This is a genomic window from Frischella perrara, from assembly GCF_000807275.1.
Lineage (GTDB): Bacteria > Pseudomonadota > Gammaproteobacteria > Enterobacterales > Orbaceae > Frischella > Frischella perrara.
In genome coordinates this window covers 554,217-566,673 of sequence record NZ_CP009056.1, presented here as the reverse complement: position 1 = coordinate 566,673, position 12,457 = coordinate 554,217, and the positions used below count along the sequence as shown (strand labels likewise).

The following is a 12,457-nucleotide window of genomic DNA, read 5'->3' as shown; positions in this document are numbered from 1 at the left end:
TCCTTATTATTGCTTAACGGTCAATAGAATATCTTGTGGTGTAATATCAGTTTTTGATGTTGGTATGATTTGCTGATATTCATCAGTATTAGTGATTATAACTGGTGTAATTAATGAATAACCGGCTTGTTTTATTGCTTCAATATCAAAACTGCTTAATAAATCACCTTGTTTTACTTTTTGTCCCATCGTTACATGATAAGTAAATTGATTATCTGTCAAATTAACAGTATCAATTCCTACATGAATTAACATTTCAATGCCTTGATCAGATAGTAAACCAATAGCGTGTTTTGATGAATCAAACAACGCTTTAATTTCACCATCGCATGGTGCGTAAACATGGTTATCAATTGGTTCAATAGCTATCCCATCCCCCATGGTTTTACTGGCAAATACTGGATCTGGAACTTGATCAAGTGGTAACACTTTTCCTGTCATAGGGCTAGCAATTTTAACACTATCAAGTAATATTTTTGGTGTATCATCTTGCACTTTTTCTTCAACTTTAGGTTCACCAGTACCAAAAAATTGAATTAAAATAACTGGAAGGAATAACGCAATTGAACTACCAATAGATGCGCCAATAATGGAATCTAGATGATCTGGATTTATTGTATTAACGATTGTTAATATACCCGGTAATCCTGCATAAGCATAATAATAAGGCATGAAGAATCCAGCAACAAAACAACCTATAGCCGATGACAAACAACCACAAATAAATGGTTTTTTAAAACGTAAGTTGACCCCATAGATCGCAGGTTCAGTAATACCAAATATACCAGTAATGCCTGCTGATAATGCAATTCCTTTCATTTCTTTGTTCTTACTTTTTATATAGAAACCAAAGGCCGCACCCACTTGACCAATAACCGCTATCATTTGATAAGCTTGGAATGAATCAAAGCCATGTTGTTCAAAGTTGGCTAAAATGACCGGAATGATTCCCCAGTGAACACCAAATATCACCAATATTTGCCATACACCACCAATCACCGAACCAGCCACCGAAGGTGATAAATCGACTAAATTATTATAACCATAAGCAATATAGTGAGCCGCATTAGCTGTTAATGGACCGACTACAATCAAAGTCAAAGGAACCATTATAATTAAGCAAAGAAAAGGCATAAAGATCGGTTTTATAACATTATTTAAAAACTTATCTAAAAATCGTTCAAAATATGATAGTAACCAAACTAAAAATAGTGGCGGTAATACCGATGATGCATAGGTTGTTTCTGGTAAATTAAATCCAAGGAAATTAACCACCAATTTTCCATCCTTAATTAGTTCAGCCATTTTAGCCAATTCAGGGGAAAGCAACGCCGCACAACAAGCTACAGCAATGTAAATATTGCAACGAAAATGCTGTGATGCTGTGATCGCTATAAAAATAGGGAGGAAAATAAATGGCGCCCAAGAAATTAAACTTAATACTTTACAAACACCAAGTTGTTCGAATGAAGGCCAAAATAATTTAATAATGATCAAACAGCCCTGTAATATCCCGGATGCCGCAAGTATATAAACAAAAGGAGCAAAAACTGCTGACATAGTGGCGATAATTTTATTTAAAATATTATTATTGTCCTCGGCAGTTGCAATGGTTTGTGGATTGACTAATTGTAAAAATGCATCATAGACTTTACCAACATTAGTACCAATGACGACCTGTATTTGCCCACCTTTATCAACTACAGTAATTACGCCTGCTAGTTTCGAAATATTTTCTTTAGCATTTGGTGGATTATCTTTAACAACTAATCTCAATCGTGTCGCACAACGTGATACCTTCACAATATTTTTCTCACCGCCTAATTCCTGCAATATATCTGCAGCAAGTTTAGGGTAATCTCTCGTTTTTCCTGTCATAGTTATGCCTCTTGAATTTGAAAGTGTAAATACTAAACGCAACCAAAATAATTGTTAATTAACAATATTATTGTTTGTGATCAAGATCATCATTTTTTACTATTTAAGTTTTCATATAGTGACGATATCATTAATATGCACTATAACTAATCGTTTATTTATTTTTTATATAAGTTGATGTGAATATTAATGTTGAAATACCAAGTGATAGCCGAAAAAATATACCATTCAATATGTCAACAAGATTTACCTAAAGGTAGTCAGTTAGCTAATATTGAAGAGTTAATTAATCAGTATCAAGTTAGTAGAACAACCATTATTAAAGCACTTGATCGTTTAGAGCGTAAAAGTGTTATCTATCAAGTACAGGGAAGCGGTATATTTGTACGACAGCGTAAAAAAAAGGGTTACCTTAATCTTGTCACAAGTAACGGTTTTACCGAGGATTTAGGTAACTTAGCTGGAGGTGTACAAGTCCTAACCCTAGATGTCATTTTTCCTAATGACGAAGTTCAAACTAATTTAAACTGTCAAGCAGATGACGAAGTCTATTATGTTAAACGATTACGCTATCTTGACGGTAAGATTTATGCTTTAGAGCAATCCTATTATCTTAAAAAACTAATACCTTATTTAAATAGAGAAATAGCTGAAAATTCTATATTTGAATATATCGATCACGTATATCAAATTAATATCGGGTTTTCAGATAAATATCTAGAATTGATTGCTATAGATGAATTGACCGGTTGTTACTTACAATTACCGGCAGGGACAACAGCACTATTTATGCAGGAAATTTTCTACACCAATTCAGGGGAACCGTTCGACTTTTCAAAGGTCATTTATCACAAAGATAATGCAAAATTTTGTGTGCAAAGTCATGCAAAATAAAACAAATTATCTTATTAACTTGATCATTAATAAATCGATTTTAATCCAAATCAATCCCCCTTTGTTAAGAAAATCTTTATCAATCAAAGGAGATACTTACCAATTCTTTTTGATAATCATGAGTCTTAACTTGCTTGTTTATAATAACTAGGTAATAATCTAAACTTTGTTATTTTCGCTAAAAATCACATAATCAATTTAATTAAGCGAGGAAATATGGCTCATTCTTCAGCAAAAAAAGTTGCTTTTGCCGCGTTTATAGGCACAACTATCGAATGGTACGACTTTTATATTTATGCACTAGCTTCAGTATTAATTTTTAACGAGCTATTTTTCCCTGCGGATAACGAATTTATAGCAATCTTAGGTTCTTTTGCTTCCTTTGCTATAGGTTTTTTAGCACGTCCATTGGGCGCTATTATTTTTGGACATATCGGGGATCGATTAGGTAGAAAAAAATCATTAATAATCACTTTGATGCTAATGGGAATCGCCACGACCTCTGTTGGGTTATTACCAACTTTTGCCTCTGTTGGCGTAATAGCGCCAATTCTACTTATGTTGCTACGGATCTTACAAGGCATCGCTGTTGGCGGTGAGTGGGGCGGTGCGGTGCTATTAGCAGGTGAACATGCACCTAAAGGGTTCAAAAATTTCTTCTCCTCTTTTGCTCAATGGGGTAGCCCTGCAGGAAATGTACTGGCATTACTAGTCTTTTCTTATATTTTGCGATTACCAAAATCTTTACTTTTTGAAGAACAATATTGGCGTATTCCGTTTTTAATTAGTTTCGTGCTTTTGATCATCGGCGTTATAGCAAGAGTAACGTTAACTGAATCACCAGTATTTGTTGAATCCGAAAAACAACAAGCTATCATTAAACAAAAAGAGTCCGCACCGTTAATTCAGGTAACAAAACAAGCGCTACCATTGATAATTTTAGCAATTGGGGCAAATATCTTATCGTTTAGTGGTATTTTTTCCAACACTATAATGATTGGGTATACAACGATAGCCCTTCAAGTCGATAAACCTGTGATTTTAGATGCCTTATTTTGGGTTGCTATTGTGCACTTTATATCGCAACCGTTTATTACTTATTTTTCTGAACGTATGAAAGCCGCACATTTTCTAATACTTTCAGCGACTTTAGCAATGTTATCGTTATTTATTCTATTCCCGATTGTTAATCAGGCAAACAAAACTAGTTTTATTATTGGTATATCGATTCTAGTCATTTGTTATAGTGGCTTTTATGGTGTAATAGCTGGTTACCTAAGTCGAGTTTTTCCAGTTCGAATTCGTTACACTGCCCTTTCTATCAGTTACCAAGGTTGCGCTGCCATTTTTGGTAGTTTAATACCGTTGGTAGGGGGATACTTAATTCTAGAATTTAAGACAACATGGTATCCATTAGCATTATTTTATTGTGGACTAGCGCTAATTTCGATTACCTGTATTTATTTACTTAACAAATTTAAACATTATGAGGAATAAAAAGCGATTTATGAAACGCATTTTATCGATTCAATCTAATGTAGTTTACGGTTATGCTGGCAATAAAGTTGCCACGTTTCCTATGCAATTACTAGGTATTGAGGTAATGCCTGTTCATACTGTTCAATTATCAAGTAGTACAATTTATCCTCACTATGATGGTATCATTTTAGGGGATAAACAGATCTCTCGTATTATTAATAGCTTAGAACAAATCGGTGTATTGGCATCAATAGATGCAATCATCTCAGGCTATATTGGTTGTGCTAAACAAGGTGAAGAAATTTATCAAGCAGTCAAAAAAATTAAACAATATAATCCCAACGCTATTTATGTCTGTGATCCCGTTATGGGTGGTGATATAAACAAGGGAAGTTCAATTCCTCGTGATCTCATTGATTTTTTCAGTCAAAAAGCGGTTAAATTGGCTGATTATATCACCCCTAATTTATTGGAATTGCAACTTTTATCGCAAAAGACATTACAAAATTTTGATGATGTTCTTAATGCAGTAAATAGCCTAAAACAACAAAATACCGTTAATATTATTGTAAAAAATTTACTTCATGCGGGTAAAGACAACAGTAAGTTTGAAATGATTTTAGCTAATGAGCAAGCTACTTATCACCTTACTCGTCCTTTATACGATTTTACCCGTCGTCCTATTGGTGTGGGTGATCTAATCTGTTCTACATTTACTGCTCATTTAGTAAATGGTAAGTCTGAACTGGCTGCATTTGAATTAGCTGCCAATATTGCCAATGATGTATTAGATATAACTAAACAGCAAAATAGTTTAGAGTTAGAGATTATTAAAGCTCAGCATTTTATCCAGCATCCACAAATGCTTTATCGAGCAGTCAAGATTTAACGAGTTGTACAATGTCTAATTTTGTGTCACCGAAAATAGTAATTATTGGAGCCGGAGCATCTGGACTTTTTTGCGCTGGCTTACTTGGTAAACAAGGCTTTGATGTCACTATAATTGATAACGGAAAAAAACCAGGTCGTAAAATTTTGATGTCGGGAGGTGGTTTTTGTAATTTCACCAATTTAAATATTGAACCCCAACACTATATTTCACAAAATCCTCATTTCTGTAAATCAGCATTAAAACGCTTTAATCAATGGGATTTCATTGATTTAGTTCAGCGTTATGGTATTGCTTATCATGAGAAGGAATTAGGTCAATTATTTTGTGATGAAAGTGCAAAACAAATTGTGGACATGCTATTAAGTGAATGTAACAAGGGGCAAGTCAAATTTAAGATGCAAACTGAATTACGAGATGTCAATTCAACCACTTCGGGATTTGTCCTAGATACCGATCATGGCACGATTGCTGCTGATAAGCTCATTATTGCAACCGGTGGGTTATCAATGCCGAAATTAAGCACCACCCCTATTGGATATCAGATTGCCCAAAAATTTTCCGTTCCTGTTGTGCCGGTAAGAGCAGGTTTAGTACCTTTTACTTTGCAACCTGAGTTACTTGAACATGTATCTACTTTGGCAGGAGTTGCCGTCGATGTTGAAATTGCGGTAAGTCGTAAATCATTTCGAGGTAATATTCTGTTTACACATCGGGGGTTATCTGGACCAGCAGCACTCCAATTGTCTAACTATTGGCAAATGGGTGACATGATCAAGATTAATCTATTACCTGATATTGATTTATTATCATTTTTTACCCAACAACGGCAGCAAGCAGCGAATCAACAATTAAAAACTATCTTAGCTAAATTATTACCAAAACGCTTGGTCGATTGTTTGATACGTTTAGCTAAGATTGAAGATCTACCATTAAAACAATTGAACCATAAGCAACAACAAGTAGTGATTGAACAGTTAACCAACTGGCAATTTATCCCCAATGGTATCGAAGGTTACCGGACTGCTGAAGTAACATTGGGAGGAGTTGATACCCACAGCCTATCATCTAAAACGATGGAAGTGAATACCGTACCTAATCTTTACTTTATTGGAGAAGTTGTTGATGTGACTGGATGGTTAGGTGGCTATAATTTCCAATGGGCTTGGAGTAGTGCTCATGCTTGTGCAAGTCAAATTACATCCCAAATTTAAATACTATATTGACCATGCGACTATTCACAGCCATTGTTTGCAAAATGACTGTGAATTCTTCATCCGTTTTGGTTTCAATTTAAAAATGTACTATTTTATTAGTTAATTACTCACCTAAATCATGATTTAAAATGACGACAAATTTAGCACCACCTAATTCGCTCGTGGTAATAAATACACTACCGTTATGTGCTTCGGCAATTAATTTAACATAAGCCAGTCCTAATCCATAACCACCCGTTGAACGCGTTCGACTAGTATCGAGACGCGAGAAAGGAATAAATACTTTATGTCGCTCAACTGGGTTAATCCCTGCACCATCATCGTCAACTTCAATAAATAGTTTTTTATCCTTTTGATAAATTGTTAATTCAGCTTGACTATTAGCATATTTAAAGGCGTTCATGATTAAATTTTTGATAATGATATCGGTTAAACGAGTATCAATTTGACATTCAATATAATCACAACGATGGAGAAAACTAAAATTATCTGGTTTTAGCATCATTAGTGAATCACATAGTTTATTCACCCATATTGGCAAATTAACAGTAGTCAAATTTGGAACAATTTTATTCTGCTGTAATTTAAAGAAATTCAGGCTGATATTGATCAATGCCTCTAATTCATCGACATCTTGTTTAATTCCATCAATATAAGGAATAACCTCATCAATCGTTTGTGCCTCTTCCATCATACTTAGTTCAAAACGTACACGACTTAATGGTGTGCGTAGTTCATGAGCCATAGCATGACTCATAGTTTGATTGGTAGTCACCAAATGCTCAATTTGTGCTGCCATTCGATTTAATACAATTGTTAGAGGTTTAAATAACCATGTTTGTGCCGGTTTTACTCGTGCCTTTAAATTACCCTCTGTTAAGGCTTCAGCAGTATGACGAATATTAACGGTATCACGCCAATAATGCGAAAATGCTAAATAAAATATAATAAAAAAGATTATTGAACTTATAATTGACCATAAAATAAGATAAATCCAAAATGACATTAAGTTTGCATCTAAAATATCTGACGATGCCATTGGACCAAGTTTGAGTAAATTGTTGTCATCTAACGTGGCATAAATATAGCTATCCTCGTCATCAAAACCAATTCCATGATGAATTAACGACTCTTCAACGGTATCACTTAAATTGTGAGTATTTGGTGTTAGCATTAATTGGTAACCAAAAAGAGGTTGTAATTGATTAAGTGTTTCCTGTGCCGATCGTTCCGGATGTTCAGCTATTTGTAAGCGTATTAAATTGGCTGCCCCCGTTTGTAATTGTCGTTGAATAACATGCTCTTTAGGCATACCAGTTAACGATTCTGGTAATATATCAAATAATAGAATAGAACCATATGCGATTAATGATTGAATGATTAATAAAATAATCAAATAAAATAAAGATCGTTTGACAAATAATAGATAAATGCGCTCTTTATATTGTGATGTTTTAAACAACGTAACCCTCGTCATAATTAAATAAGTAACCTTTACCGCGAATTGTTTTGATGTATTGCTGACTATTGCTTTCATCATCACCCGATAGCTTACGTCGTAAACGTGATATTCTGGCATCCATAGAGCGATCAAGACCATCAAACTCAATGCCGCGTACCTGACTATATATATCGTCACGTGATAAAATCGTTCCGGCATTACGTACTAACAAACTCAATAATTCAAATTCAGCCGTAGTTAGACTAATTTCTTTTTGATTTAGACTTACAAAATGTCGATCAAAATTAATGACTAGTGGACCATAATGTAAATTATTTTTTGGTGGTGTTGATTCATTTGCTTGCTTATGGTTTAAACCATTATCAGTTTGTCGACGACGTAATAAAGCACGAATTCTAGCTAATAATAATCGAGGCTCAACGGGTTTAGCTAGATAGTCATCCGCTCCTAATTCTAAACCAATAATTTCATCAAGATTATCTTCACTAGCCGTCATGATTAACACATAACCTGTATACCATGCTTGAATATCACGACAAATATCGAATCCTGATTTACCCGGTAACATTACATCTAAAATAATAATATCGGGATTTAAACGCGCGATCTCTTGTTCAGCACTATCACCTCGTGGATACCATGCTACATCATACTGGTGCTTCGATAAATAACTGACAATAAGATTAGCAAGACGTTCATCATCTTCGATGATCAATATACTACCGTTCATAAATCACCATACTGATTTGATTTATTTATAAATTGATAATATTATAACGAAATCAACTTTTTTTTTCTAAGTAAATACCGTTTTTGCATCATTTTACTGATTGTTACAAAAACGATACAAAATAACTACATATTAAATAGTAAGAATTTTTTATAATTTTATTATGTAATATGAAGTGGTTTTTTCCATCTCATCTTAATCTTCAAATCTACTATTAGCTATTACGATATCGATTATTGACAATGAATTGTGGTACAACAATGAATACATTCTCAACAATTACTAAAAATGCCAACCATTTTTCTGAACCTTTAAATGCCTGTTTTCTTAGTGGTTGGCAAACTCCGTCACAACCAATCATCTTATCAGATTTTGATGGCACAATTAGTGATTTGGATGTCACCGATACCCTGCTGCAACATTTTGGTATGGAAGGCTGCGAAGAACTTGAAGAACTCTGGTTAGCCGGAAAAATTAGTTCTAAAGAGTGTATGAGTAAGCAAATAGCCTTAATGCGAGCAAGCTTACCACAACTTAACGAAGTTCTTGATACCATCACTATCGATCCTTATTTTATTGATCTTCTAAATTATACTCACCGTCAAAAAATAGCAGTGAAAATTGTGAGTGATGGTTTAGATTACGCAATTGAGTATATTTTAAAAAAATATGGTATTAAAGATATTCCAATTTACGCTAATCATTTACTGCATGATTTCAATAATGGTTGGCGACTAACCTTCCCTTATGCTAATAAAACTTGTGTTAAAGGTAGTGGTAACTGTAAGTGTGCTTTAGTAAAACAGCATCAATCACAAACTAATTCGATCCTTTATGTTGGTGATGGCGCTTCTGACTTTTGTGTATCAAATAAAGTCGATGTAGTCTTTGCTAAAAGCAAGTTGATCAATTATTGTCAGGATAACAATATTGCTTATCATGCGATTCATGGTTTTGATGATGTCCTTAAGTTCTTACCTAAAATTCTTCAAAATACCATGGATCAATCTATCGCAATAACATTAACGGATTAATTTTTTATATGATTACTGATAACTCTTTTTTTCTACCCGGTAACGAAAATGGAATATTACTTATACACGGTTTAACCGGCACGCCAACTGAAATGCGAATTCTAGCAAAGGGGCTAAATAAAGCCGGTTATAGTGTATATTGTATGCAATTAGCTGGTCATTGTGGTGATGAGGCTGATTTATGCCGTACAACTTGGCAAGATTGGTATAAAAGCGTAGAAGAGGCACTCACCTTTTTAGCTAGTAAAGCAAAGGGTTGTTTGTTTGTCGGTGGGCTTTCCATGGGGGCGCTATTATCCCTAAAATTGGCAGCCGACTATCCTGATAAAATCAAAGGCGTAGGTGTTTATGGTGCAACATTCTATTATGATGGTTGGAGTATGCCTTGGTTTTCTAAGACATTCTTTCCAATTTTACCATTACTAAAGAAACTCCATCTATTTCAAAAACGTTCATTTATAGAACAACCGCCTTATGGTCTTAAAGATGAGCGTATTCGGGCAACCATTGTCGAAAGTATGTTTAGTGGTGATAGTGCTGCTGCTGGTTTAGCGGGCAACCCGTTCCCAGCCTTAGCCGAAATGCAATTATTAGCCAAAAAAGTAAAGAGTCAATTGTCTGAAGTTGTTTCTCCATGCTTGATTATGCATTCTGAAAATGATGATATTGCCAATATTAATACAAATGCACGTTTAGTCGAAAAAACGGTAAATGCTCCAACTAAATTCGTTGCTTTAAGTGAGAGCTATCATATGATAACTATCGATCGTCAACGTCGTCATGTGATCAAAGAATCCATCGCTTTTTTTGATCAAATCGTCAAGCAAAATACTAACAATGGAAACTCGGACGAGGAGTAAAACGACAGTGATCACCCCATTAGTTATTGTTTTATGGATTGCAAATATAACCTTAGATACCTTAGGGCAAATAGCTTTTAAGTATTCGGCAACTGCCCCACAAAATCGTAGTGGTTGGTATTATTGGATTGATCTCTTTCGTAATTATTGGTTATGGATTGGTATCGGTTCTTATGTCGCTGAATTTTTATTGTGGCTAGCGTTTTTAACATTAGTACCACTCTCTCAAGGTATTTTATTAGGCTCGATCAATATCATAGCGATTATGGTTGTTGGGCGGATTATTTTTAAGGAAGCATTCACTTTATATCGCATTGCCGGTATGTTATTTATCACCGGTGGTGTCATATTAGTAGGATTATCATAATGCGTAAATTTTATTTAATTGGTTTTTTATTTCTATTGCTATTTGATACTCTCGGGCAATGTAGTTTTAAGTTGACAGCCCAACATGCTGAACCTTTAGAAATGAGTTTTGATTGGATTATACGCGTGTTTACTAATCCTTGGGTTTATACTGCTGTATTTGGTTATATTGGTGCTTTTTTTACGTGGATGCTGTTACTGAAAAAAGCGCCGATAGGTCCAGCATTTGCAGCATCACATCTTGAAGTAGTAACAGTTATGTTAGCTTCTTACTGGATATTTAACGAACAAATTACATTATTAAGATTATTAGGTGCCGCCTTTATTATCATTGGGATTGTTTTTCTAGCCTTAGCTGAACACAAACTTCAACCTAATCCCGAAACATGATTAATGTACAATAATCAGTGAGGACAATACGTTGTTTTATGAAAATCCCCCAACTGCTGGTCTGCCGGTTCGCTGGCGAGACTGGTTACCAACTAAAACATCATTAACAACTAAAATTAGTCAACAATTGTCATTGCCACCATTGCAATTAACTTGCTCTGGAACTGCTGCACTGATTATTAGTTTAACTACCCTCAAGCATCGCTACCCAAATAAACCTTGGGTTATCATTCCCGCTTATACCTGTCCTTTAGTTGCTTTAGCTATTCATCACTGTGGTCTGAAAATAAGATTATGTGATTTAGCGATTAATAGTTTCGATTTTGATTTCGAACAACTACCTGATTTGTTAGATAAAGAGGTATTAGCCGCTTTACCTACCCATCTGGGTGGACAAGTCGCTGATATAGAGCGCGTTAAAATGTTAGCAAAGCCTTATCAAATTACGGTAGTTGAAGATGCCGCACAAGCCTTAGGGGCGGATGTTGGTGAATACGGTGATATCGTTTTTTTTAGTTTGGCAGCAGGCAAAGGGTTAACTATGTTTGAAGGGGGGTTATTTACAAGTAATGATCTTGCTTTAAATAATCAATTGCGTCAAACACAAGAGCAAATTATTCCTAAACGACCATTTTTTGAAATTAAACGAATAGCCGAACTAGTTGGTTATACGGCTTTATATAATCCCTTTGGTTTACATTTTGTTTATGGTCAATCACGTAGACGGTTAATTAATCGAGCCAAATTAGTTGAAGCTGTTGGTGATGATTTTGATTTTTCAATTCCGCTTCATCATGTCAGTCAATTAAGACAAAATGTAGCAGTACATGCCGCCGATCGTTTACCTGATTTTTTTGAACAAACACAAAAACAAGCGATGCATCGAATCGCACTTTTGAAACAATTACCAAACATCAATGTTGTGACGAGTTCAGTAAAAAATAGAAAATCAGTCTGGCCTTTCATCATGATTCAACTACCTTCACAAAAAATACGTGACAATATACTAAATGAGTTATGGGTATCACCATTTGGAGTAAGTCGATTATTTATCCATGATTTGCCTCATTATGAATATTTAAAAACGATTATTCCGCAAGAATCAATGCCTAATGCGCTGAATTTTGCTCAAACGATGTTAACCATAACTAATAGTTTATGGCTGACGGATGAACAATTTAAAATTATTTTTGATACGATAGAAAAACAAGTTAAATAATTACAAATTGATAACTTTTCAAAAACAATAAGAAAACCG

General features: G+C 34.6%; 12 protein-coding genes. 9 read left to right on the top strand and 3 right to left on the bottom strand.

Going from position 1 to position 12,457, the window contains the following annotated elements; translation table 11 throughout:
• Positions 1-6: 6 nt before the first annotated feature.
• Positions 7-1,878: a beta-glucoside-specific PTS transporter subunit IIABC gene (locus tag FPB0191_RS02655; RefSeq protein WP_039103821.1), complete on the bottom strand. Its 1,872-nt coding sequence runs from the start codon at positions 1,876-1,878 to the stop codon at positions 7-9.
• A gap of 189 nt (positions 1,879-2,067) precedes the next feature.
• On the opposite strand from FPB0191_RS02655, the gene FPB0191_RS02650 reads away from it, so the two are divergent.
• From FPB0191_RS02650 to FPB0191_RS02635, 4 genes are all read left to right on the top strand, one after another.
• Entirely contained in the window at positions 2,068-2,772 is a 705-nt protein-coding gene (locus tag FPB0191_RS02650; RefSeq protein WP_039103819.1) for a GntR family transcriptional regulator, read from the top strand.
• Between the two features lie 216 nt (positions 2,773-2,988).
• Positions 2,989-4,269 carry an MFS transporter gene (locus tag FPB0191_RS02645; RefSeq protein ID WP_039103817.1) on the top strand — a complete coding sequence of 427 codons (1,281 nt, stop codon included), beginning with the start codon at positions 2,989-2,991 and terminating at the stop codon, positions 4,267-4,269.
• Between the two features lie 10 nt (positions 4,270-4,279).
• A complete protein-coding gene (pdxY, locus tag FPB0191_RS02640; RefSeq protein ID WP_039103816.1) occupies positions 4,280-5,140 on the top strand; it encodes a pyridoxal kinase PdxY in 861 nt (286 codons plus the stop codon).
• An 11-nt stretch (positions 5,141-5,151) separates the two neighbouring features.
• A complete protein-coding gene (locus FPB0191_RS02635; RefSeq protein WP_039103815.1) occupies positions 5,152-6,354 on the top strand; it encodes a BaiN/RdsA family NAD(P)/FAD-dependent oxidoreductase in 1,203 nt (400 codons plus the stop codon).
• 106 nt (positions 6,355-6,460) lie between these two features.
• Here FPB0191_RS02635 and FPB0191_RS02630 read toward each other — a convergent pair whose 3' ends face one another.
• Both FPB0191_RS02630 and FPB0191_RS02625 read right to left on the bottom strand, forming a co-directional pair.
• Positions 6,461-7,819 (bottom strand): ATP-binding protein, encoded by a 1,359-nt coding sequence (locus tag FPB0191_RS02630; protein WP_052236710.1) that lies wholly within the window; start codon positions 7,817-7,819, stop codon positions 6,461-6,463.
• Positions 7,812-8,549, bottom strand: a complete 738-nt coding sequence (locus FPB0191_RS02625) for a response regulator (protein WP_039103814.1) — start codon at positions 8,547-8,549, stop codon at positions 7,812-7,814. Before FPB0191_RS02625 ends, FPB0191_RS02630 begins: the two co-directional genes overlap by 8 nt.
• A 260-nt stretch (positions 8,550-8,809) precedes the next feature.
• Here FPB0191_RS02625 and FPB0191_RS02620 point away from each other — a divergent pair, with 260 nt between their 5' ends.
• The 5 genes from FPB0191_RS02620 to FPB0191_RS02600 are packed head-to-tail and all read left to right on the top strand — an operon-like array spanning position 8,810 to position 12,418.
• Positions 8,810-9,583 carry an MtnX-like HAD-IB family phosphatase gene (locus tag FPB0191_RS02620; RefSeq protein ID WP_082018214.1) on the top strand — a complete coding sequence of 258 codons (774 nt, stop codon included), beginning with the start codon at positions 8,810-8,812 and terminating at the stop codon, positions 9,581-9,583.
• 8 nt (positions 9,584-9,591) lie between these two features.
• On the top strand, positions 9,592-10,443 hold the full coding sequence (locus FPB0191_RS02615; RefSeq protein WP_039103813.1) for an alpha/beta hydrolase: 852 nt from the start codon (positions 9,592-9,594) through the stop codon (positions 10,441-10,443).
• A 10-nt stretch (positions 10,444-10,453) separates the two neighbouring features.
• Complete coding sequence (locus FPB0191_RS02610; RefSeq protein ID WP_419185256.1) at positions 10,454-10,810, top strand: DMT family transporter; 357 nt, start codon at positions 10,454-10,456, stop codon at positions 10,808-10,810.
• Positions 10,810-11,199, top strand: a complete 390-nt coding sequence (locus FPB0191_RS02605; protein ID WP_039103811.1) for a DMT family transporter — start codon at positions 10,810-10,812, stop codon at positions 11,197-11,199. The genes FPB0191_RS02610 and FPB0191_RS02605 overlap by 1 nt, the downstream gene beginning before the upstream one ends.
• A gap of 31 nt (positions 11,200-11,230) precedes the next feature.
• Entirely contained in the window at positions 11,231-12,418 is a 1,188-nt protein-coding gene (locus FPB0191_RS02600; protein ID WP_039103809.1) for a DegT/DnrJ/EryC1/StrS family aminotransferase, read from the top strand.
• The last annotated feature ends 39 nt before the right edge of the window (positions 12,419-12,457 follow it).

Coding starts and splice junctions, on each gene's coding strand:
- FPB0191_RS02655 (WP_039103821.1), bottom strand. CDS start 1,878: ATGACAGGAAAAACGAGAGATTACCCTAAACTTGCTGCAGATATATTG.
- FPB0191_RS02650 (WP_039103819.1), top strand. CDS start 2,068: ATGTTGAAATACCAAGTGATAGCCGAAAAAATATACCATTCAATATGT.
- FPB0191_RS02645 (WP_039103817.1), top strand. CDS start 2,989: ATGGCTCATTCTTCAGCAAAAAAAGTTGCTTTTGCCGCGTTTATAGGC.
- pdxY (WP_039103816.1), top strand. CDS start 4,280: ATGAAACGCATTTTATCGATTCAATCTAATGTAGTTTACGGTTATGCT.
- FPB0191_RS02635 (WP_039103815.1), top strand. CDS start 5,152: ATGTCTAATTTTGTGTCACCGAAAATAGTAATTATTGGAGCCGGAGCA.
- FPB0191_RS02625 (WP_039103814.1), bottom strand. CDS start 8,549: ATGAACGGTAGTATATTGATCATCGAAGATGATGAACGTCTTGCTAAT.
- FPB0191_RS02620 (WP_082018214.1), top strand. CDS start 8,810: ATGAATACATTCTCAACAATTACTAAAAATGCCAACCATTTTTCTGAA.
- FPB0191_RS02615 (WP_039103813.1), top strand. CDS start 9,592: ATGATTACTGATAACTCTTTTTTTCTACCCGGTAACGAAAATGGAATA.
- FPB0191_RS02605 (WP_039103811.1), top strand. CDS start 10,810: ATGCGTAAATTTTATTTAATTGGTTTTTTATTTCTATTGCTATTTGAT.